Annotated in this window: 16 protein-coding genes; 10 read left to right on the top strand and 6 right to left on the bottom strand. The window is 70.9% G+C overall.

Features of this window, described 5'->3' with window-relative positions:
* Positions 1–19 precede the first annotated feature (19 nt).
* From ACO2Q3_RS12820 to ACO2Q3_RS12805, 4 genes are all read right to left on the bottom strand, one after another.
* Positions 20–1,015, bottom strand: a complete 996-nt coding sequence (locus ACO2Q3_RS12820) for an aldo/keto reductase (RefSeq protein ID WP_423307018.1) — start codon at positions 1,013–1,015, stop codon at positions 20–22.
* A 29-nt stretch (positions 1,016–1,044) separates the two neighbouring features.
* The gene (locus ACO2Q3_RS12815) at positions 1,045–3,942 is read right to left on the bottom strand and encodes a M16 family metallopeptidase (RefSeq protein ID WP_423307017.1); all 2,898 of its coding nucleotides are present in this window, start codon (positions 3,940–3,942) and stop codon (positions 1,045–1,047) included.
* A gap of 217 nt (positions 3,943–4,159) precedes the next feature.
* Entirely contained in the window at positions 4,160–5,419 is a 1,260-nt protein-coding gene (locus tag ACO2Q3_RS12810) for a cytochrome P450 (protein ID WP_423307016.1), read from the bottom strand.
* Positions 5,420–5,518: 99 nt separating this feature from the next.
* Positions 5,519–7,339, bottom strand: coding sequence for a DUF885 domain-containing protein (locus tag ACO2Q3_RS12805; RefSeq protein WP_423307015.1), 1,821 nt, complete (start codon positions 7,337–7,339; stop codon positions 5,519–5,521).
* A gap of 101 nt (positions 7,340–7,440) precedes the next feature.
* On the opposite strand from ACO2Q3_RS12805, the gene ACO2Q3_RS12800 reads away from it, so the two are divergent.
* The 4 genes from ACO2Q3_RS12800 to ACO2Q3_RS12785 all read left to right on the top strand — a co-directional run bounded on the left by ACO2Q3_RS12800 (position 7,441) and on the right by ACO2Q3_RS12785 (position 12,062).
* Positions 7,441–9,540, top strand: coding sequence for a S9 family peptidase (locus tag ACO2Q3_RS12800; RefSeq protein WP_423307014.1), 2,100 nt, complete (start codon positions 7,441–7,443; stop codon positions 9,538–9,540).
* Positions 9,518–10,069, top strand: coding sequence for a GNAT family N-acetyltransferase (locus ACO2Q3_RS12795; RefSeq protein WP_423307013.1), 552 nt, complete (start codon positions 9,518–9,520; stop codon positions 10,067–10,069). Before ACO2Q3_RS12800 ends, ACO2Q3_RS12795 begins: the two co-directional genes overlap by 23 nt.
* Positions 10,070–10,258: 189 nt before the next feature.
* Positions 10,259–10,609, top strand: coding sequence for a hypothetical protein (locus tag ACO2Q3_RS12790; RefSeq protein ID WP_423307012.1), 351 nt, complete (start codon positions 10,259–10,261; stop codon positions 10,607–10,609).
* Between the two features lie 58 nt (positions 10,610–10,667).
* Positions 10,668–12,062 (top strand): hypothetical protein, encoded by a 1,395-nt coding sequence (locus tag ACO2Q3_RS12785; protein ID WP_423307011.1) that lies wholly within the window; start codon positions 10,668–10,670, stop codon positions 12,060–12,062.
* Positions 12,063–12,093: 31 nt separating this feature from the next.
* Here the strand turns inward: ACO2Q3_RS12785 and ACO2Q3_RS12780 are convergent, their stop codons facing one another.
* Positions 12,094–14,301, bottom strand: coding sequence for a CHASE3 domain-containing protein (locus ACO2Q3_RS12780; RefSeq protein WP_423307010.1), 2,208 nt, complete (start codon positions 14,299–14,301; stop codon positions 12,094–12,096).
* A 116-nt stretch (positions 14,302–14,417) separates the two neighbouring features.
* Positions 14,418–16,196, bottom strand: coding sequence for an SLC13 family permease (locus ACO2Q3_RS12775; protein ID WP_423307009.1), 1,779 nt, complete (start codon positions 16,194–16,196; stop codon positions 14,418–14,420).
* Between the two features lie 370 nt (positions 16,197–16,566).
* Here ACO2Q3_RS12775 and ACO2Q3_RS12770 point away from each other — a divergent pair, with 370 nt between their 5' ends.
* The 6 genes from ACO2Q3_RS12770 to ACO2Q3_RS12745 all read left to right on the top strand — a co-directional run bounded on the left by ACO2Q3_RS12770 (position 16,567) and on the right by ACO2Q3_RS12745 (position 22,748).
* Positions 16,567–17,967 carry a methyl-accepting chemotaxis protein gene (locus ACO2Q3_RS12770; RefSeq protein WP_423307008.1) on the top strand — a complete coding sequence of 467 codons (1,401 nt, stop codon included), beginning with the start codon at positions 16,567–16,569 and terminating at the stop codon, positions 17,965–17,967.
* A 252-nt stretch (positions 17,968–18,219) separates the two neighbouring features.
* Positions 18,220–19,050 (top strand): aldo/keto reductase, encoded by an 831-nt coding sequence (locus ACO2Q3_RS12765; protein ID WP_423307007.1) that lies wholly within the window; start codon positions 18,220–18,222, stop codon positions 19,048–19,050.
* An 81-nt stretch (positions 19,051–19,131) separates the two neighbouring features.
* The gene (locus tag ACO2Q3_RS12760; RefSeq protein ID WP_423307006.1) at positions 19,132–19,941 is read left to right on the top strand and encodes an enoyl-CoA hydratase/isomerase; all 810 of its coding nucleotides are present in this window, start codon (positions 19,132–19,134) and stop codon (positions 19,939–19,941) included.
* Positions 19,942–19,994: 53 nt separating this feature from the next.
* Positions 19,995–20,810: an enoyl-CoA hydratase gene (locus tag ACO2Q3_RS12755; RefSeq protein ID WP_423307005.1), complete on the top strand. Its 816-nt coding sequence runs from the start codon at positions 19,995–19,997 to the stop codon at positions 20,808–20,810.
* 117 nt (positions 20,811–20,927) lie between these two features.
* Positions 20,928–21,236, top strand: coding sequence for a hypothetical protein (locus tag ACO2Q3_RS12750; RefSeq protein WP_423307004.1), 309 nt, complete (start codon positions 20,928–20,930; stop codon positions 21,234–21,236).
* Positions 21,237–21,242: 6 nt separating this feature from the next.
* Complete coding sequence (locus ACO2Q3_RS12745) at positions 21,243–22,748, top strand: class I adenylate-forming enzyme family protein (RefSeq protein ID WP_423307003.1); 1,506 nt, start codon at positions 21,243–21,245, stop codon at positions 22,746–22,748.
* Positions 22,749–22,752 lie beyond the last annotated feature (4 nt).

Raw genomic sequence — 22,752 nt, 5'->3', positions numbered from 1 at the left:
GCCCGCGCCGGCCTCGTGCTCAGTCCCGGGCGAGCGCCCTGGGCCGCCGGACGAGGTTGTAGTCGTTGATCATGTCCCGCGGACGGTAGGGCGCCTCCAGGAACGTCCGCTCCCCGTCGTCGAGTGTCAACGCGGCGGCCGCCAGCGCCACGTCGACCTGCTCGGGCGCATCGGCCCCGACCAGGGGAACGGTCACGTTCGGCGAGCCGGCCACCCAGGCGGTGGCGACATGCGCCGGCGTGACGCCGCGATCGGCGGCCACCTGGCGCACCCGCCGGGCGATCTCCACGTCGATCTCGTCGCCGAACCAGTCGAGGTAGATGTCGTGCGCCGTCCGCGCGGTGTTGGTCGCCCCGGTCAGGTAGCCGCGCGCCAGCGGGCTGAAGGTGGAGACGGCGATCCCCTCGGCCTGGCAGTAAGGCATCATCTCGCGCTCCTCCTCGCGGTAGAGCAGGCTGTACTGGCACTGCATGTTGACGAAGGGCGTCCAGCTGTTGGCCCTGGCCACCGCATTCATGGTGGCGAACTGCCAGGCGTACATTGTCGAGGCGCCCAGGTAGCGGACCTTGCCGGCGCGGACGATGTCGTGCAGCGCGGCCATGGTCTCCTCCACCGGCGTGTCCGGGTCGAAGGCGTGCACGATGTAGAGGTCCAGGTGGTCCGTGCCGATCCGCTGCAGCGAGGCGTCGATCGAGGCCATCAGGTGCTTGCGCGACAGGCCGCCCTGGTTGGGCGCATCGCTCATCGGGTAGAACACCTTGCTGGCCAGGACCAGCTCATGGCGTGGCTTCATCGCCAGCAGCGCCCGGCCCACCACCTCCTCGTTGGCGCCCAGCGAGTACCAGTCGGCCATGTCGAAGAAGTTGATCCCCGCCTCGACCGCGCGGCGCAGGATCGGGACCGAACGGTCGGCGTCCAGCACCCAGCCCTTCCACGCCGACGACCCCATCGACATGGTGCCCAGGCACAGACGCGAGACCTTCAGCCCCGTGCGGCCAAACCGGACGTAGTCCATCGCGCGCTCCCCGTCGTCGTGGACGTTCCTTACGGCGCCCCGGCCGCCTGCGCACCTGGCGCCTCGGGCACGGCGGTGATCAGCGTCGGAGCGGGAGAGAACCAGCGTTTGGCCGCCGCCTTGACCTCGTCCAGCGACAGCGAGGCGACGAGGTCGCGCTCGCCCACGGTCTCGTTGATCTTGGCGGGGTCGCCGTGCGTGGCGGCGATCAGGCCGGCCCACCACAGGTTCTGGGTCCGCGCCTGGTCGGTCTGCGCCAGGAACGGGGCGCGGGCGCGGTCGAGAGCGTCCTGGTCGAACTGGCCGGCGGCCACCCCGGCGGCGACGCTGGCGATCTCGGCGCGGACCTGGTCGAGGTCGCCCGGCGCGGTGTCCACCAGGGCCATCGCCAGCCCCTGGTCCGACTGGTCGGGCAGGCTGACCTGGACGGTGGGCGAATAGGTTTTGCCCAGCTGTTCGCGCACCCGCTTGCGCAGGGTGTCGGCCATGATGCGGCCGGCCATCTGCATGGCCATCTCCTCGCGCCGGTGCGCGGGGTCGGCCTGCCACAGCGGCCAGACGGCGCCCACCGCCGCGGTCTTGGCTCCGGGCAGGGTGACGGTGATCGGCGGCAGCGGGCTGGCCAGCCCCTTCATGAACCAGGCGTCGGCGCGGGTGCGGTCGACCGGCGCGCGTGGCGGCAGGGCGCCGAAGGTGGCGGCCAGCAGCGGCGTGGCCGTCTTCTCGTCGATCGACCCGACCACAACCACCTCCAGCGGATCGCTGGTCAGGTCGGCGCGCAGCAGGTCGGCGAAGTCGGCGGCGCGGATGCTGGAAATCCGCTGTTCCGACGGCATCAGGCTCGGCAGGCCGGGCCGCATGGCGTCGTCCAGGGCCAGCTGCACGGCGGCCCCCGGGCTGGAGCGCATGATCCGCAGGCCCATGCGCACGCCCTGCGCCAGGCTGGCGTCGATGTCGGTGCGGAAGCCCGGCTCGCTGGCGTAGGCGGCCAGCACCTGCAGCTGGACGCCCAGATCCGACGGCCAGGTGGTCCCCACGAGGTTGTTCTGGGTGTCGCCGATGTCCAGGTCGACGTTCCAGGTGGAGTCCTGCAGGGCGCGCTTCATGTCCATGTAGCCGATGCGCTTGAGCCCCATGTACGGGGTCAGCCGCCCGCCGAGGGCGGCGATGAACACCTGGTCGGCGCTCAGCGCATGACGCCCGGCGCCGAACGAGACGTCGACGGTGACCCGGCGTTCGGCCTCGCCGTTCAGCGTCTTCACATAGGCCACCGCCCCGTTGGCGAAGGTCAGCCGCACCATGTCCAGGGTCGGGAAGGCCTGGCGCGCCACCACCTTGCCGGGCTTGCCGAAGCTGGCGTAGGGCCAGGCGATCGCCGCGACCGTGGGGCCTGCGGTGGGGGCGGGGGCCGCCTCGCCCTCGGCCCAGGCGGTCTTCAGCGCGCCGGCGGGCGGGGCGCTGGTGGTGACGAAGGCGATGCGCGCGCCGGTCCCGGACCAGTCGTGGGCGAAGGCGGCCCGCACCTCGTCGACGGTCATGCCGGCCGTCGCCCGGTCGAACACCTTGTCGGCGTCGTCGCCGGGGATCGGATCGCCCTGCGACAGGGCGTCGGCCAGCGCCGCGGCGATGGTCGGCGAGGCGCCGCGCTCCTCGTCCTTGTGTGCGTTCCAATACTGGTTGTGCAGGTCGTGCAGGGCGTCCTTCAGCTCCTGCGCCGAGGGGCCATAGGCGGCGAAGCGGCGCAGCTCGGTCTGGGCGGCCGCCATGGCGCGCCGCCAGTCCCCGTCGCGCGGGATCACCGTCACGCAGGCGCCGCGCGCCTCCTTGTCGTTGTCGTCCTCGGCCCACGCGGCGCTGGCCAGCGGCGCGTCCGGCTGGTGCGCCAGGCGCTCCATGCGGGTGTTGAGCATGCTCGCCCAGGCGTCCGACGCCGCCTGCGCGCGCAGCTTGGGCAGGGTGTCGAGGTGGTCGTCCTGGCCCTGGAGGTTGCGGCAGATGGCCAGGGTGGGCACGCCGTTCGGCTCGACGATGATGTCCTCGGCCGCCGGCGCCTTGAGGTCGATGGCCTCGAACGGGGCATGGGGCGGGACAGGGCTGTCGACCGCGGGCTTCCACGAGCCGAACGCCGCCTCGATCCGCCGCCGCATCTCCTCCACGGGAAGATCGCCGACCATCACCACCACGGCGTTGTCCGGCCGATACCAGCGGCCGTAGAAGGCCTTCAGCCGGGCGGGCGTGGTCGCCTGGATGCTGGCCACCGGGTCCGGCCCCGCGCGCCGGGCGCTGCGCGCGCCCATTTCCTCGAACACCGCCAGGTCTCGCCAGGCGGTATAGGCCGCTACCTGCCGCTCGCGGCTCTCGTTCAGCAGCACCCCCTTTTCGGTCTCCACGACCGCGGCGGGGAAGGTGGCGCCGTCGGCCACCTGGCGCAGCCAGCGGAACGCAAGATCCAGCGCTGGCGCGCCCGCCTGCGGCAGGTCCAGTTCGTAGGAGGTCTCATGCAGGGCGGTGTGGGCGTTGCGATCACGCCCGTGATCGACGCCGAAGCCCTGGAAGGCGTTGGCGTAGGCGGTCTCGTCCGCCGGGCCGGACCCGGCGAAGGTCATGTGCTCGACGAAGTGGGCCACGCCCACCTCGCCCTCCTCGGCGTCATAGGCGCCGGCCGCCACCGACAGGCGGATCGACACCCCGCTACGCGGCGACTCGTTGTGCTTGAGGGCGTAGCGCAGCCCGTTGGGCAGCGTGCCCTGGATCACCGAGGTGTTGGGATCGATGCCGAGCGCGTCGTTGGCGCGCGCCGAGGCGTGGTCGGCCTTGCGCTCCACGGCCTTGTCGGCGGCGTTGTTGGCGGTCTTCTCCGCCGCCAGGGCGGACTGCCCCGCGGCCAGCGCCAGGACGAAGGCCAGGGGCCCTAGGATACCACGCATCTACAAAGGCCCCCGCCCGAACTCGAAACGGCGGAAATCTAGCCTTGCGGTTGCGCCGCCGGCAAGCCGCGCCGCCGCTGGAGCCTGCCGCCTTTTGATGGAACCATCAAAAGGCGATCAGCAGGCTCGTCCTCTCCGAGTCTACGAGCACGCTTCAGCCTTTCGTCGATGCCGACAAAAGCCATCGTGCTCTGGCCGGCGCGGTCGCCGAAAAAGCTCAGACCTTGTTGCGGGTGGGGATCACCACCGGCAGGTGCTCGTAGCCCTTGACGAAGCTGGAGTAGACGCGCCGCGGCTCGCCTGTCACCTGGATCACCGGGAAGCGGGCCAGGATCTCTTCCCAGATGATCTTCAGCTGCAGCTCGGCCAGGCGGTTGCCCACGCAGCGGTGGATGCCGAAGCCGAACGACAGGTGCTGGCGGGCCCGTTCGCGCTCGATGTTGTAGCGGTTGGGTTCGCTGATCACCTCTTCGTCGCGGTTGCCCGAGACGTACCACATCAGCACCTTGTCGCCCTTCTTGATCGTCTTGCCGTTCAGCTCGACGTCCTGGGTGGCGGTGCGGCGCATGTAGGCCAGCGGCGTCTGCCAGCGGATGGTCTCGGAGACCATGTTCGGGATCAGGGCCGGGTTGGCGCGCAGCTTGGCGAACTGGTCGGGGTTCTGGTTCAGCGCCAGGATCGAGCCGGTGATGGTGTTGCGGGTGGTGTCGTTGCCGCCCACGATCAGCAGGATCAGGTTCCCCAGGTACTCCATGCGGTCCATGTTCCGGGTGGACTCGCCGTGCGCCAGCATGGAGATCAGGTCGTTCTTCGGCGGGGCGCTCACCCGCTCGTCCCACAGCCGCATGAAATAGTCGACGCACTCGAACAGTTCGGCGCGGCGCTGTTCCTCGGACTCGATGATGCCGGACTCGACGCTGGCCGTGGCCACGTCCGACCAGCGGGTCAGCTTGCGGCGGTCCTCCCAGGGGAAGTCGAACAGGGTGGCCAGGGTCATGGTGGTCAGCTCGATCGACACCTTGTCGACCCAGTTGAACTCGGCGCCGATGTCCAGGTCGTCCAGGATCTTGGCCGCGCGCTCGCGGATGATCGGTTCCAGGTTCATCAGGTTGTGCGGGCTGACGATCGGGCTGACGGTCTTGCGCTGGGCGTCGTGCTTCGGCGGGTCCATGGCGATGAACATCGGAAGCGTGAAGTCTTCCTCCTGGTCGCCGATGGTGATGGAGCCCTGCGATGAGAAGGCCTGGTGGTTGGTGTCCACGGCCATGATGTCGTTGTACTTGGTCACCGACCAGTACGGCCCGAACTCGTCGTCCACGGCCAGGTGCACCGGGTCTTCCTTGCGCAGGCGCTCGAAGTACGGCCACAGGGTGTCGTCGCGGAACAGGGCCGGATCGGCCGGCTTGATCTCTTCCAGCGGGATCGAATAGGCGCGTTCGCGGGCGGCCCGGCGGATATCGTTGCCTGCATCATCCATGGTTGTCTCTCCCGCGCGTTCTCGCCGCGCCTGAAATAGTTGACGCCTGCGTCACCTTTTGCCTGCGACACGGCGTAAACGCAAGCATCTTAGCGCCGATCAGGTCTTCGTGGCGCTGATCCAGGCGTCGATCACGCCATCGAGAAGGTCCAGCGGCACGCGTCCGCAACCCAGGCCGGCGTCGTGGAAGTCCCTGATGTCGTATCGCGGGCCCAGCGCCTGCTGCGCCCGGGCGCGGGCGCGGGTCCAGACGGTGTGCCCCAGCTTGTACGAGCACGCCTGGCCGGGATTGGCGCAGTAGCGCTCCACCTCGCGGGTGGCGAAGCCGGGGGCGTCGCCGTCCAGGTCGACGAAGTACTGGATCGCCTGCTCGCGGCTCCAGCGCAGGTGGTGCAGGCCGGTGTCCACCACGCAGCGTCCGGCCCGGAACAGCTGGAAGCGCAGGTAGCCGATGCGGCCCAGCGGATCGTCGTCGTACATCCCCAGCTCGTCCGACAGCTGCTCGGCGTACAGCGCCCAGCCCTCGGCATAGCCCGAGAAGCCCAGGGTCTTGCGGATCAGCGGCAGGTCCTTGTTGGCCAGCGCCAGCCCGCCCTCCAGCTGGTGGCCGGGCAGGCCCTCGTGGAACACGGTGGTGGGCAGCGACCACTTCGGCCATTCGGCGGTGTCGTGCAGGTTGAAGTACACCAGGCCCGGCCGCGAGCCGTCCAGCGCCGGTCCCTGACTGAAGGCGCTGGCCGCGCCGGCCTCGGTGGCCGGCGGCACGCGTCGCACCTCGAAGGCGTAGGGCGGCAGGCGCCTGAAGGCGCGCGGCAGGCGCGGGCGCACGGCGTCGAGCCTGGCGTTGCAATAGGCGATCGCCGCCGCCTTGCCCTCGTCGGTGTTGGGAAAGAACGAGGCCGGGTCCTTGTAGAGCGCCTGCACGCGCTGGCCGACCGCGCCCTGGCTCAGGCCCTGCGCCTTCAGGAGGCCGTCGAGCCGGGCGGAGATCTCCGCCGCCTGGTCCAGGCCCAGCCGGTGCACCTCGTCCGGCGACAAGCCGGTGGTGGTCGTGGACTTCAGCGCCGCCGCATAGAAGGCCGCCCCGTCCGGCAGCGGCCAGATGCCGGCGTCGTGCCGGGCGTGGGCGCGCAGGGCCCGGGTCTGCTCGAGCTGGCGGGTCAGGGCCGGACGGACCTTGCCCTCGTAGATCGCCGCCGCGTCCCGGGCATAGCGATCACTGAGCTGGGCTGCGGCGGCGCGGCGCGTGATCGAGGCGACCAGCAGGCTCTGATCGGCTGGCTTCTGCAGCGCCTCCATCTGCGCCAGGGTGGTGTCCAGCAGGAAGTCCGGCGGAACCACGCCCAGCGCCGCGTCGTGCTTCTGGCGCGCGGTCTGCGCATCCAGCTGCCCGGCGAAGGCGTCCAGCCGCGCCAGGTAGGCGTCGGCGTCGGCCGCGGTCTTCACCGGATGCTTGGTGTCCAGGAAGTCGGGGACCGACTGGTAGGCGCCGGACTGCTGGCTGATCACATAGGGCGTCGGGCCATAAGCCGAGCCGCCATAGTCGAAGGCGTTGATCGCCGCCGCCGTCTGGCGGGTATAGAGCACGGTGTCCAGGCTGACCCGCTCGGCCGCGGTCAGGGCCGCGCGGTCGAGGCCCTGCAGCTGGCGCAGCTGGTCGGCGTTCAGCGCCTTGGCGGCGGCGACGCCCGCCGCCGACTCGTCGCGAAGCCTGCCGCGCAGGCCGGCGCCGGCGCCGGTGTCGAGGCCGAGGTTCGTCGCCGTCTCGGGATTCTGCCGGAGCGCCTGCTGGAAGAAGAAGTCCAGCATCGCCGACAGCCGCGCGCCCTGCGGCCCGCCCGGCTCGGCGGCGCGGGCCAGGACCGGCCCCAGCGCCGCGGCGGCCGCGCCGCCCAGCATCGCCTCGCGTCGGTTGAACATGCCTGGTCCCCCTTGCCTGGCGCGAGCTTCGGCCGGCGCCGGCGCGCGCGCAAGGGCGCGCCGAGGTTGCGCGCCGTGCGGGGAGGCCGCATGTAGCCGGCATGTCCAAGCCGACCCCTCCCACGCCCCGCAAGGATCCCAAGCGCATCGAGCAGCTGGGCCGCGTCCGCATCGACGACTACGCCTGGATGAAGGACGACAACTGGCAGGCGGTGCTGCGCGATCCCAAGGTGGTGCGGGCCGACATCCGCGAACACCTGGAGGCCGAGAACGCCTACGTGAAGGCGATGCTGGCCGGGACCGAGGGCCTGCAGGCGACCCTGTTCGAGGAGATGAAGGGCCGCATCAAGGAGGACGACAGTTCGATCCCCACCCCCGACGGGGCCTGGGACTACTACGCCCGCTTCGAGCTGGGCGCGCAGCACCCCAAGCATGTGCGCCGGCCGCGCGGCGGCAACGACGAGACCGTGCTGCTGGACGAGGAGGCCGAGAGCCAGGGCCACGCCTACTACGAGGTGGGCGCCGCCGCGCACAGCCCGGACCATGCCCTCTACGCCTGGGCGGTCGACGCCCAGGGTTCGGAATACTACCGCATCCTGACCCGCGACCTGGTCACCGGCGAGATGGTCGGCGAACCGATCGAGAGCGCCTATGGCGCCTTCGCCTTCTCGGCCGACAGCCAGTGGCTGTTCTGGATCTGGCGCGACGAGAACGCCCGTCCGGCCAAGGTCTTCCGCCGCCCCGCCCGCGGCGGCGAGGACGTGCTGGTGTACGAGGAGCAGGACGAGGGGCTGTTCCTGGGCGTCGGCCTGACGTCCGACCGCAAGTATCTGCTGATCAGCGCCGAGAACCGCGAGGTCAGCGAGGTGCTGGCGATCGCTTCCGACGACCCCACCGCGGCCCCGCGAGTGATCGAGCCGCGCCACGACGACCGCCGCTACAGCGTCGACCACTGGGGCGACCGCTGGGTGATCCGCACCAACGCCGACGGGGCGGTGGACTTCAAGCTGATGGTCTCGCACGCCGAGCTGCCGGCCAAGGCGACCTGGACGCCGCTGCTGGAGCACAAGGCGGGCCGGCTGGTGGCCGGCTTCAGCCTCTACGCCGACCACCTGGTGCGGCTGGAGCGCGAGAACGCCACCGATCGGCTGGTGGTGATGGACCGCGCCGGCGCCGAGCACATGATCGACTTCGCCGAGGAGGCCTATGCGCTCAGCCTCGACGACGGCTACGAGTACGACACCACCCTGACCCGCTTCGTCTATCAGTCGCCGACCACGCCGCGGCAATGGTTCGACTACGACCTGGCCACCCGCCAGCGGACGCTGCGCAAGACCCAGGACATCCCCTCCGGCCACGATCCGGCGCGCTACGAGACCCGCCGGCTCTACGCTGCCGCGCCGGACGGCCAGCAGGTGCCGATCACGGTGTTGATGAAGCGGGGCCAGGCGCTGGACGGCTCGGCGCCGCTGATGCTGTACGGCTACGGGGCCTATGGCTTCCCGCAGGAGCCGACCTTCTCGATCCGCTCGCTCAGCCTGGTGGACCGCGGCTGGATCTGGGCCAACGCGCACGTCCGCGGCGGCTCGGACAAGGGCTGGGGCTGGTTCCTGGACGGGCGCAAGTTCGCCAAGAAGAACACCTTCACCGACTTCATCGCCTGCGCCGAGCACCTGGTGGCCGAGGGCTATGGCCAGGCGGGGCGGATCACGGCCTACGGCGGCTCGGCCGGCGGCATGCTGGTGGGGGCGGTGACTAACATGCGCCCGGACCTGTGGGGCGCGGTGATCGCCGCGGTGCCGTTCGTGGACGTGCTCAACACCATGAGCGACACCAGCCTGCCGCTGACCCCGCCGGAGTGGCCCGAGTGGGGCAACCCGCTGGAGGACCCGGCGGCCTACGACTACATCGCCAGCTACGACCCCTATGAGAACGTCGGCGCGAAGCCCTATCCGGCGATCCTGGCCACCGGCGGCCTGTCGGACCCGCGCGTGACCTGGTGGGAGCCGCAGAAGTGGGCCGCGCGGCTGCGCGAAAAGACGACAGGCGAGCGGCCGATCCTGCTGAAGATCAACATGGAGGCCGGCCACGGCGGGGCCTCAGGGCGCTTCGAGTTCCTCAAGGAGATCGCGCTCGACTACGCCTTCGCCATCTGGGCCATAGAGGGAGGGGAAGCCCTTGCGGATTCGTCCGGCGACTGAGGAAGACGTGGCGGCGGTGGCCGCCGTCTACGGCCACCACGTGCTGCATGGGCTGGGCACCTTCGAGGAGGAGCCGCCGAGCGTGGAGGACATGGCCGGCCGCATGCGCGCGGTGCTGGGGCGGGGCCTGCCGTGGCTGGTGGCGGAAGGCGAGGATGGCCAGGTGCTGGGTTATGCCTACGCCGGCCCGTTCCGTCCCCGCGCGGCCTATCGCTATGCCGTGGAGGACAGCGTCTATGTGGCGCCGCAGGCCATGGGGCAGGGCGTGGGCAAGGCCCTGGTCGCCGAGGTGATCGCCCGCTGCGAGGCGCTGGGCCTTCGCCAGATGATCGCCGTGATCGGCGACAGCGGCAACGCCGGCTCGATCGGCCTGCACCGGTCTTTGGGCTTCGAGCACGCCGGCGTCGGCCGCTCGCTGGGCTACAAGCACGGCCGCTGGGTCGACATCGTCTGGATGCAGCGGGCGCTGAACGCCGGCGACACCGCCGAACCGGACGCCCCGGGGATGGCGCTGACCGGCGGGGGGTGAGGCGCGGCTGGCGCCATTTCCTTTCTGTCATCCCGGAGTCCGCGCAGCGGATATCCGGGACCGCGGCGAGCGCCGGCGCCGGCTACGGCCGTGGTCCGCCAGCGTTTCCGGCGGTCCCGGATATGGGCTGACGCCCATTCCGGGATGACAGTTGAGAGATGGGGCCAGCGTCCTCTACAATCTGCCCCGATGCGTCACCTTCCTTCCCTGCTGCTCGGGCTGATCGCCCTGGTGCTGGCGGTCTGCGGGCCCCTGATGGGGGCCGCGCCGGCGCAGGCTTCGATGAGTCCTGCGCATGTCATGGCGGGCATGCCCGACGACTGCCCGATGCATCGTCATGCCGGCAAGGGCGGCCACGCCGACACCGCGCTGGCGGTGTGCGCCTGCTGTTGTGGCCAGGCGGCTGTAGAGGCGCCCGCGCCGACGGGGCCGTCCGCCCCCTCGGTAGCGCGCCGGCCGATGGCGCCGGTTGCCGAGCTGACCGGAGGGCCGGGCCGGTCGATCCCGCCGGCGCTGGGACCGCCCCGCGCGGGCGGCTGAACCCCGTCCGAGACCGCGCCGAACGGCGCCCTGTTTCCCAGTTTCCGGAGGGCCTTCGATGCCCAAGCTTTCGCGTGCGCGGCGCCTCGCCGCCACCTGCGTCCCCATTCTCCTGCTGGCCGGCCACGCGCTCGCCGCCGACCCGCCCGATACGCCGATGGCCCCCATGCCCGGGATGGAGGGCATGCCGGGCATGGGCCAGCCGGCCCCGGCCCAGCCGTCCACGCCGCCGGCCCCGCCCGCGGACAAGGCTCACGACCAGAACGACATGTCCGGCATGGCCATGCCCGCCGCCGGCGGAGGCCGCGACATGATGTCGAGTCCGTTCGGCGACTACCTGATGATGCGCGACGCCTCCGGCACCAGCTGGCAGCCCGACGCCACCCCGCATGAGGGGGTGATGACCATGGCCGGCGACTGGATGGTGATGGGCCACGCCCTGATCAACCTGGTCTACGACGGCCAGGGCGGCCCGCGCGGCGGCCACAAGGCCTTCCTCGCCGGCATGGTGATGGGCATGGCGCAGCGCCCGCTCGGCGGCGGCACGCTCGGGCTGCGGGCGATGCTGAGCCCCGATCCGTTCATGGGCCCGGCCGGCTATCCGCTGCTGCTGGCCACCGGCGAGACCGCCGACGGCAAGACCCCGCTGGTCGACCGCCAGCACCCGCACGACCTCTTCATGGAGCTGTCGGCCAGCTACAGCCATCCGATCGGCCGCGGCCTCAGCCTCTACGTCTACGGCGGCCTGCCGGGCGAGCCCGCGTTCGGGCCGCCGGCGTTCATGCACCGCGCGTCCGGGCTCGACAGTCCGGAGGCGCCGATCAGCCACCACTGGCTGGACTCCACCCACATCACCTTCGGCGTCGTCACGGTGGGCCTGGTGGACGGCGACTGGAAGCTGGAGGCCTCGGGCTTTCGCGGCCGCGAGCCGGACCAGCACCGCTACGACATCGAAAGCCCGCACCTGGACAGCGCGTCGGTGCGGCTGTCGTGGAATCCGACCCCGGAATGGGCGCTGCAGGCCAGCTGGGCCAACATCGTCAGCCCCGAACAGCTCGAGCCGGACGTGAACGAGCGGCGCGTGTCGGCCAGCGCCATCTATACCCGGCGGGTGGGCGACGGCGGCCTGTGGGCCACCACCCTGGCGTACGGTCACAAGGACATCACCCGGGGACCCGGCCTCGGCGCCCTGCTGCTGGAAAGCGCCTACCGGCCGGACGATCGCTGGACAGTCTTCACCCGCGCCGAATGGGTGCAGGAGAACGAACTGGCGCCCGGCGTGCACCCGGTGGGCAAGCTCAGCGTCGGCGCGATCCGCGACTTCGCCGTCGCCCGCCACGTGAAGGTCGGCGCCGGGGTGCTGGTGAGCGGCTACGCCCTGCCGCAGGCGCTGAAGGCGGCCTATGGCGGCCCGGTCAGCGGCATGGGCTTCCTGCGGCTGAAGATCGAGTGAGGCCGCCGCCCACGCGTCCGTCCGGCAGGGTCTAGTCGTTGGCCGCCGCCCGCGGGGCCAGCATCTGGCCGACCTTGCGCGCCAGGTCGTCGCGCGTATAGGGCTTGGACAGCAGGGCCACGCCCGGGTCCAGCCGGCCGTGATGGACGATGGCGTTGTCGGTGTAGCCGGAGGTGAACAGGATCGGCACGCCGGGCGCCATCGCCTCGACCTCGCCGGCGAAGTCCCGGGTCTTCAGCGGCCCGGGCATCACCACGTCGGAGAACACCAGGTCGACGTTCAGGTCGGCGCGCAGGGCCGCCAGCGCCTCCTCGGCGTTGGCCGCCTCGCGGCAGCGGTAGCCCAGGGTCTCCAGCAGGGCTACGACGGAGGCGCGCACATTGTCGTCGTCCTCGACCACCAGGATGGTCTGGCCGCGGCCGGCGGCCGCCCCCGGCTCGGTGCGGACGGGCGAGGCCTCGGCCTGGTGCGAGCGCGGCAGGTAGATCTTCACGGTCGTGCCCTGACCTGGCTCGGAGTAGATCTGCACGTGCCCGTTCGACTGGCGCACGAAGCCATAGACCATCGACAGGCCCAGCCCCGTCCCCTTGCCGTCAGTCTTGGTGGTGAAGAATGGCTCGAACACCCGGGCGCGCACTTCGGCCGGCATGCCCTGGCCGGTGTCGGACACGGCGATCAGCACGTACTGGCCGGGGCTCAGGTCGTCGATGTCGCGCACATAGGCGTCGTCCAGCGTGGCGTTGGTGATCTCGATGGTCAGCCGTCCGCCATCCGGCATGGCGTCGCGCGCATTGATCGCCAGGTTGAGGATGGCGCTCTCCACCTGCGCCGGGTCGGCGACGGTGTTCCAAAGGCCCCCCGCCACCACGGTCTCGATCTCGACGCTTTCGCCCAGCGTGCGCCGCAGCAGGTCGGACATGTCGCCGAACAGGCGCGACAGGTTGATCACCTGCGGCTCCAGCGGCTGGCGTCGGGCGAAGGCCAGCAGCTGGCGGGTCAGCTGCGCCGCCCGCTCGGCCCCGTAGAGGGCGTTGCGCAGGCGCCGCTGCGCCGTCTCTTGGCCGACCAGCGCCGGCTCCAGCAGTTCGAGGTTGCCGCGGATCACCTGCAGCAGGTTGTTGAAGTCGTGCGCCACGCCGCCGGTGAGCTGGCCGACGGCCTCCATCCGCTGCGCGCCGCGCAGGCGTTCCTCGCCGCGCACCCGCTCGGTGATGTCCCGGATCGAGCCGATGATCCGGTCGACCTGGCCATCGGGCCCGGCGACCGGGGCCAGGATCGATTCCCAGGTGCGCGGCCCGTCCGGCAGGTTGGGCAGGACGTTGCGGGTCAGCACCGGGCGGTCCGACCGGCGGACGCGGGCGTAGTGGGTCACCAGGTTGGCGGCCACCGGCGCGGGCAGCAGATCGGTGATGGCGCGGCCGCGGATATCCGCCGCCTTGACCCGCAGCGCCCGCTCGAAGGCCGGGTTCACCTCGGCCAGCACGAAGCGGTCGCCGTCCTGGATGTCCAGCACCATCAGATAGTCCGGGGTGTTGGCGAAGAAGGCGGTGACCAGGGCGGTGCTGGCGTCCAGCGCCGCGCGCGCCTGCTGCGTCTCGGCCAGGGCGCGCGACAGCCGGCGGGTGGTCCGGTCCATGACATAGACCGCGCCCAGCAGGCCCAGCAGCGCCAGCGCCGCCACCATCAGCCCCAGGGTCAGGCTGAGGCGTTCGGCCGCCGCCGCGCGGGCGGTCCGCTCGCGCAGAAGGATCTGCTCGGCGCTGTCGACGCTGGCGCTCCTGGTCCGGATCAGCCGCATGGCCACGGGGCCGTCGCCCTGCCGGATCTGGGCGCGGGCGCCTTCGAAGTCGCCCGCCTCGGCCTGGCGCACCCGCTCGGTGAGGAAGGCCAGACGCGCGTTGATCAGCGCATTGAGCTGGGCCACATGCTCGACCTGGCCGGGGTTGTCGGCGGTCAGGCGGGCCAGCTGGGCCTCGGCGGAGGGCAGGGCGGCCGCGCCCGCGCGATAGGGCTCGAGGTAGCCGGGATCCTCGGTCAGCAGATAGCCGCGCTCGCCGGTTTCGGCGTCCTCGATCAGAGCCAGCAGCCGCTGGTTCTCCTCGATGATCTCGTGCGTGTGGCTGACCCACCGTCGCGCATCGGCCAGGGCGGCGGCGTGGTTGTAGACGAACAGCCCCACAAGGCTGGCCAGCAGCAACGCCAGGAACAGCGCGATCGAAAGGACGCGATTGAAGCCCACAAGATTCCCCACCGGTCCCACGAGGGCCGGCCCCAAGAGTCGCTCCAACTTGCACGCCCGCCGGTATATCGCCGGAAACCGCAACCCCTGTGAAGGGGTGAGGGCGCCGAAGGCGCTCAGCCAGCCGCCAGCGGCCAGACCCACGCGATCAGGGGCGCGCCGCCGGCGATCACCAGGATCGAAAGCGGCAGGCCCAGCCGCCAGTAGTCGCTGAACCGATAGCCGCCCGGGCTCATCACCAGGGTGTTGCACTGATGGCCGATGGGGGTCAGGAAGTCGCAGCCTGCACCGGTGGCCACCGCCATCAGGAACGGGTCGGGGCTGAGGTGCAGCCCCCGGGCCAGGGCCACCCCGATCGGCGCCAGCACCAGCACGGTCGGCGCATTGTGCAGGAACGGCGAACAGGCCATTGACGCGATCATCAGCGCCGCCAGGGCGGCCAGGGCCGGGGCGGGCTGCAGCCAGGCAGCCAGGGCGTGGCCGATCAGATCGGCGCCGCCGGTGTGGCGCACCGCCTCGCTGAGCGGCGTCAGGGCGCCGATCAGGATCAGGACCTCCGGCTCCAGGGACTCATAGGCCTCGCGCATGGTCAGCCCGCCGGTGATCACCATCAGCACGGCCGCGCCGAAGAAGGCCATCGCCACCGGCGTGATCTTCAGCGCCACCAGCACCATGGCGATCGTCAGGATCAGGGCCGGAAGGTAGCGGTTGCGCGCGCCGCCCAGCTTGACGGTGCGTTCGGCCAGAGGCAGCACGCCGAGATCCTGCATGATCTTCGGCAGGGCGCGCTCGCCCGCCTGCAGCACCAGCACATCGCCGGCGCGCAGGGTGACGTCGCGCAGGCGCTCGGTGATCCGTTCGCCGCTGCGCCCGACCGCCAGCAGGTTGACGCCGTAGGCCTGCTGCAGGGTCATGCGCTGGGCCGAGGCGCCGATCAGGGCCGAGCCCGACTGGATGACGGCCTCGATGGCCCGGGTCTCCTCGCTGGGCGTGTCCTTGGGCACGCTGCGCCGCTCGTCCACCCGGGTGAACGGCAGGTGCGAGAACGCCTGGTCCAGGGCGTCCTGGTCGCCTTCCAGCACCAGGATGTCGCCCACCTTCAGGGTGGTGTCCGGCAGGGGGGTGAGGCGTCGCCCGTCGCGCATCACCGCGCCGACCTGTACGTGGTCCTTCAGAAGGCCGAGGTCGCTGAGCGTCTTCAGGGTGTCGGGCCAGTCGCCCGGGATCACCGCGTCCGTGGAATAGGGGGCCGCGGCGATGGCGTCGTCCATGCCGGCCGCGCCCTGTCGATTGCGCGGCAGAAGCCGCCAGCCCACCGAAACGAACAGCAGGCCCGCGGCGGTCAGGGCCAGGCCCACGGGGGCGAAGTCGAACATCTGGAAGGGACGCCCCAGGGTCTCCTGGCGCACCTGGCTGACCAGGATGTTGGTCGAGGTGCCCACCAGGGTCACCAGCCCGCCCAGCAGCGACATGAACGACATCGGCATCAGCAGGGAGGAGGGCGAGGAGCCGGTCTGGCGCGCCACGCGCAGGGCGACCGGCATGAGGATGGCCAGGGCGCCGACGTTCTTGGTCGGCATCGACAGCAGGGCGGTGGCGCCGGCCAGGGCCGGAACCTGGCTGTTGGGGGTGCGCAGGCGCGGCAGGATCGGCCGCAGCAGGCTCTCGATGATGCCCGAGCGCGACACCGCCGCGCTGACCACCAGGGCCGAGGCGATGATCACCACCACGTCGCTGGTGAAGCCGGAAAACGCCTCCTTGGCGGGCACGTCGCCCAGCGCCACCGCCGCCACGAGGCAGCCCAGGGAGATCAGGTCGTAGCGGAACCGCCCCCAGGCGAACAGGGCTACGGCCACGGCGATCATGGCGAAGGCGAGGGCCTGGTGACCGTTCATGTCGCGACTCCCGGCGGCTTGAGCGGCGCCTTGGCTGAACTCGGCTGTGGATCGCAAGCACAACGCACGGGCGGCGCGATGGTGGCGCTTCTCCCCCCGCCTTGGCAAGCATGGGAAAAGGTGTGTGGCGCAACTCGAATTTGCCACCGATAATCAGTACATCCAGGAATAGAATATAGTCGTGCTATCCAAGTTTTCGGCAGATCTCCTGACTATGCTCAACATGAGGTGTTGTTGGTCGGGCGGTAAAGGCGATTTGTACTTTTTCGATCCGACCGCCATCGCGCCTTAAGGTGTGATTTACGATCTCCACGCGTGTTGTGTTCGCCGATCGCTGTTCGCGAATCGGTCGCAGCCAATCGAGGTCACCATGGTCAGCCTGTTTTCCCGCAAGGGATCGACGTCCGAGTTTCAGGCGTCGAAGAACGAGCTTGAGGCCAAGGTGGCGGCCATCTTGCGCTCGCAGGGGGTGATCGAATTCACGCTGGACGGCACGATCATCACTGCGAACCAGAACTTCCTGGATGCGCTGGGCTACACCCTCGACGAGGTGGTCGGACGCCGCCACAGCCTGTTTGTCGATCCGGCCGAGGTGGCGAGCGCCGACTATCGCGATTTCTGGGCGACGCTGAATCGTGGCGAGTTCGTCGCCTCCAAGTTCCGACGCATCGGCAAGGGCGGGCGTGAGGTCTGGATCCAGGCTTCCTACAACCCGCTGCTGGACGAGCGCGGCAAGCCCTACAAGGTGATCAAGTTCGCCACGGACGTCACCCAGGTGGAGGCCGACCGCAAGCGCCGACAGGCCGAGGCCGCCGCGGTGGCCGCGGCTCAGGAAGAGGTGGTGCGGACCCTGGCGAGCCATCTCGGCCGCATCGCCCAGGGCGACATGACCGCCCGTATCGACGTCGATTTCGAAGGCGCCTATCGCCAGGTGCGCGACGACTTCAACGCCGCCGTCGAAAGCATCAGCGGGGCGCTGGCGCGCATCGCCACCTCCACCGGCAGCCTGCGCTCCAGCGCCGACGAGATCGCCCAGGCCTCCGACGACCTGTCGCGGCGGACCGAGCAGCAGGCCGCCAGCCTGGAGGAGACCGCCGCCGCCCTCGACCAGATCACCGCCACGGTCAACCGCAGCGCGGAAGGCGCGCGCGAGGCCGCGACCACCGCCTCGACCGCCCGCGAGCACGCGCGGATGTCCGGCCAGGTGGTGCAGGACGCCGTGGCCGCCATGGGCGAGATCGAGAAGTCCTCGCAGCAGATCAGCCAGATCATCGGGGTGATCGACGAGATCGCCTTCCAGACCAACCTGCTGGCGCTGAACGCAGGGGTGGAAGCCGCCCGCGCCGGCGAGGCGGGCCGCGGCTTCGCCGTGGTGGCCTCCGAAGTGCGGGCCCTGGCCCAGCGCTCGGCCGAAGCCGCCAAGGAGATCAAGACCCTGATCTCCTCCAGCGCCACCCAGGTGGCCAGCGGCGTGCGCTATGTGGGCGAGACGGGCGAGGCGCTCAGCCAGATCGTCACCCATGTCGCCAGCATCGACCAGCTGATCTCGGAGATCGCCAAGTCGGCCCAGGAACAGGCCGTGGGGCTGCGCCAGGTGAACGTCGCCGTGAACCAGATGGACCAGGTCACCCAGCAGAACGCAGCCATGGTGGAGGAGGCCACCGCCGCCGCGGCCAGCATGAAGACGGAAGCCGCGGAACTGGCCGCCCAGGTCGCCCGGTTCGAACTGGACGCCCCCTCAGCGTCGCCGGCGAAGCGGCGGGCGGCCTAGATCACGCGGCGCCTGGACCTGATCCAGGCGCGAACGACGCAATCGATTCCCGGCGTTCGGAGCGGGTCGGCGGGGGAAGCCGACGGCGCCCTTCCTCGACCCGGTCCGGCGCCGCCGCGAGGCGCTTACGGGGGGCTCCGGCGTCTGCGTTCGATCGGCCCTGGCCCCGCCGGGGGCGGATGGTCCACAATGGCCTCGCCCGCCTGACGGGCCCTCCCCCCAAGCCCACAGACCAGCGCTGGAAGACAGGCCATGACCGAGCAACCGCATGTCACCCTCAACGACGGCCGGCGCATGCCGCAGCTGGGGCTCGGCGTCTGGCGCACGCCCAAGGACGACGCCGCCGAGGTGGTGAAGACCGCCATCGCCGCCGGCTACCGCCACATCGACACCGCCGCCGCCTATGCCAACGAGCGTGGGGTGGGCGAGGGTGTGGCCGCCTCGGGCGTGGCGCGTGGCGACCTCTTCGTCACCACCAAGCTGTGGAACGCCGACCAGGGCTACGATGCGGCGCTGGCCGCGTTCGACAAGAGCCGGGGGCGGCTGGGCGAAGCGCCGGTGGACCTCTACCTGATCCACTGGCCGGCGCCGGCAAAGGGCCTCTACGTCGACACCTGGCGCGCCCTGGTGCGGCTGAAGGAAGAGGGGCGAGCGCTGTCGATCGGCGTCTCCAACTTCTGTGCCGAGCACCTGGAACGGATCATCGGCGAGACCGGCGTCGTCCCCGCGGTGAACCAGGTGGAATGCCACCCGCGCTTCCAGCAGCGGGCCCTGCGCGACGTCCACCAGCAGCATGGCATCCACACGGAATCCTGGAGCCCGCTGGGCCAGGGACAACTGCTGGAGGACGCGGTGATCGGGGGCGTCGCCGCGAAGCACGGCAAGACGCCAGCCCAGGTGATCATCCGCTGGCACCTGGACAGCGGCCTGATCGTGATCCCCAAGTCGGTGACGCCCTCGCGCATCCGCCAGAACGTCTCGGTCTTCGACTTCAGCCTCGACGCCGCCGACATGGCGGCGCTGGCCGGGCTGGATTCCGCCGATGGCCGCATCGGGCCGGACCCGATGACGGCGGACTTCTGAGGGCGAAAACGCCGGCTTGACCGCCCTAAGGTGAGCCGGCCTTCCTTCCCGGCCAACGCAAGATCCGGACGGGTGGAAACGATGAGCTACAACAAGATCAAGGTCAGCCGCGAGGGGACGATCACGGTGATCACCCTGGCCGATCCGGCCACGATGAACGCCGCGGGCGTGGATACCGCCAGCGAGCTGCTGCAGGCGTTCAAGGTGGCGGTGTCCGGCGAGGACAAGGCGCGGGCGATCCTGCTGACCGGCGAAGGCCGCGGGTTCTGTTCGGGCGCCAACCTGTCGGGCGGCGGCGGCTCGGCGGGCGGCGGCTCGCGCGACGGCGACGGCAAGAACGACGCCGGGGCGGCGCTGGAGACGGTCTACAACCCGCTGGTCACCTACATCCGCGAGATGCCGGTGCCGCTGGTCACCGCGGTGAACGGCGCGGCGGCCGGCGTCGGCTGCTCGCTGGCGCTGCTGGGCGACCTGATCATCGCCGCCGAGAGCGCCTATTTCCTGCAGGCCTTCCGTCGCATCGGCCTGGTGCCGGACGGCGGCTCGACCTACCTGCTGCCGCGCATGATCGGCAAGGCGCGGGCCATGGAGATGGCGTTGCTGGGCGAGCGCGTGCCGGCGGCCCAGGCGCTGGAGTGGGGCCTGGTCAACCGCGTGGTCCCCGACGCCGAGCTGATGGGCGAGGCGATGAAGTTCGCCAAGGCCCTGGCCGACGGTCCCGCCTCGCTGGGCCTGTCGCGCCAGCTGATGTGGGCCTCGCTGGACGGCGAGTGGGCCGACCAGCTGCACCGCGAACGCATCGCCCAGCGCGACGCCGGCAAGACCGAGGACTTCGCGGAGGGCGTCGGCGCCTTCCTCGGCAAGCGCCCGGCGGTGTTCAAAGGCCGCTAGACTCGCCGCAGGCGGCGACCCACTGTCGCGACACAAGAACGGGAGAAACGGCCATGACCGACCATCTGCTGGAGAGCTTCGCCGACGGGGTCGCCACCCTGACCATGAACCGGCCGGAGGCCCGCAACGCGCTGACCGGCGAGATGCAGGCCGCCCTGTCCGAGGCCATCGACCGGCTGAGCTACGACCCGGCGGTGCGCTGCGTGGTTCTGACGGGCGCGGGCGGCGCGTTCTGCGCCGGCGGCGACGTCAAGGGCTTCGCGGCGGACACCGGCCGCGGGGCGGGCGTGGGCGCCGGCAATGGCCCCAGCATGGAGCAGCGGGTCGCCGGGCTGCGCCGGGGCATGGAGGTGGTCAAGAAGATCCACGAGATGCCCAAGCCCACCCTGGCGGTGATCCCCGGCCCGGCGGCTGGCGCCGGCTTCTCGCTGGCCCTGGCGTGCGACCTGCGCATCACCGTCGACACCGCCAAGCTGACCACGGCCTTCTCCAAGATCGGCCTCGCCGGCGACTATGGCGGCTCGTACTTCCTGACCCACCTGGTCGGGGCGGCGAAGGTGCGTGAGCTGTATTTCACCGCCGACGTGATCAACGGCGAGGAAGCCCTGCGGCTCGGCATCGTCAACAAGTCCGTGCCGGCGTCGGAGCTGGACCGGGTGGCCGGCGACTATGCCCGCTACCTCGCCGGCCTGCCGACGGTCGCGGTGGGCTACATGAAGCGCAACCTGAACGCCGCCGCCCACGCCACCCTGTCGGAGGTGCTGGACCTGGAGGCGCTGCACATGGTGCGCACCATGATGACCGAGGACCACAAGAACGCCTCCCAGGCCTTCGTGGAGAAGCGCTCGCCGGTGTTCGCCGGGCGCTGATCCGCGGGCCGCGGCTCACGCGTCCTGGCGCTTGACGGGCCGGCCCTTGCCCCCGACTGTGGCGGCATTTCAAGGGCTGGCCGATGCCGCCGGCCCGGCGTGGAGGATTTTGACGCGATGGATTTGAAGCCCGGATCCCGTTGGAAGAGCGCGGTGTGCAGCGCCGAGGTGGTGGTGGTGCGCCCGCCGAAGGAAGCCGTTTCCCTGGAGTGCGGCGGCCAGCCGATGCTGGCGTTCGCGGCCGAGCGTCCCGCGGGCCTCAGCCCGGCGGCCGGCCAGGACGGCGGCGTCGCCACCGGCAAGCGCTACGCCGATCCGGACACCGGCCTGGAACTGCTGGTCAGCAAGGCCGGACAGGGCTCGCTGGCGCTGAACGGCAAGCCGCTGGCGCTGAAGGAAGCCAAGGCGCTTCCCTCGTCCGACTGACCGCCCATGCATACCGCCCTCCTGCTGGAGATGGCCGCCGGGACCTTTCCCGAGCGGATCGCCGTGGGCCCGCTGGACGGCGGGCTCAGCTATGAGGAACTGGCGCTGCGCGCCCGCGCCGCCGGGGCCTGGCTGACCGGCCGTGGCGGCGACAAGCTGGTGTTCGTCGGCCTGAACGGCGAGGTCCTCCCGGCCGCCCTGTTCGCCGCCGGCGAGAGCGCCCGCCCGTTCACGCCGCTGAACTACCGGCTGGCCGACGCGGAGCTGCGCAAGCTGCTGGCCCGCACCGCGCCGGCCGTGGCCATCGTCGACGACGACATGCTGCCCCGGGTGGAGGGTGTGGAGGGCGTCGAGATCGTCGCCCGCTCGCGCTTCGAGGCGATCTGCGCCGACCCGGCCCTGCGCGCCGCCGAGGGGCTGGACATCGACCGCGACATCGCCGTGCTGCTGTTCACCAGCGGCACCACCGGCGAGCCCAAGGCCGCGGTCCTGCGCCACCGGCACCTGGCCTCCTACGTGGTCTCCACCGTGGAGTTCATGAACGCCGAGGAGGACGAGGCCGCCCTGGTCAGCGTGCCGCCCTACCACATCGCCGGGGTCGCCGCGGCCCTGACCGGCATCTATGGCGGCCGGCGCACCTGCTACCTGCCGGCCTTCACGCCGGAGGCCTGGATCGACATGGCGGTGGCCGAGAAGATCACCCACGCCATGCTGGTGCCGACGATGCTCGGCCGGGTGCTGACGGTGCTCGAGCAGCGGGGCGAGACGCTGCCGCACCTCAAGGCGCTGTCCTACGGCGGCGGGCGCATGCCGCAGTCGGTGATCGAACGCGCCCTGGCGCTGATGCCGCACGTGGACTTCGTCAACGCCTACGGCCTGACCGAGACCAGCTCGACCATCGCCGTGCTGGGCGCCGACGACCACCGCGCCGCGATCGCCTCGGACGACCCCAAGGTGCGCCGCCGGCTGGGCTCCGTCGGCCGGCCGCTGCCGTCGCTGGAGCTGGAGATCCGCGATCCCGAGGGCAAGGTCGTCGGGCCGAACGTCTCCGGCGAGGTGCATGTGCGCGGCGAGCAGATCGCCGGCGAATACCTGCATCGCAAGGTGATCGCCGACGACGGCTGGTTCGCCACCAACGATGCCGGCTGGATGGACGACGACGGCTATCTGTTCGTCGAGGGCCGGCTCGACGACGTGATTGTGCGCGGGGGGGAAAACATCTCCCCCGGCGAGATCGAGGACGTTCTGCGCCGCCATCCCAACGTGGCCGACGTCGCGGTGTTCGGCCTGCCCGACGACCAGTGGGGCGAAAAGGTCGCCGCAGTCATTGTCGCCAAGGACGGCCAGCCCACGACCGACGCCCTCGGCGCCTGGGTGAAGGCCTCCCTGCGCTCGACCAAGACGCCGGAGACCTGGGAGTTCCGCGCCGAGCTGCCCTACAACGACACCGGCAAGCTGCTGCGCCGCGTGCTGAAGCAGGAGCTCTCCCGGGCGGCGCCGGAGAAGGTCTGAGCGG

The sequence above is a fragment of the Caulobacter sp. KR2-114 genome, assembly GCF_049446115.1.
In the GTDB taxonomy this organism is placed as follows: domain Bacteria; phylum Pseudomonadota; class Alphaproteobacteria; order Caulobacterales; family Caulobacteraceae; genus Acaudatibacter.
Note: the sequence above shows the minus strand (reverse complement) of the source record. Positions and strands in the feature narration are given on the sequence as shown.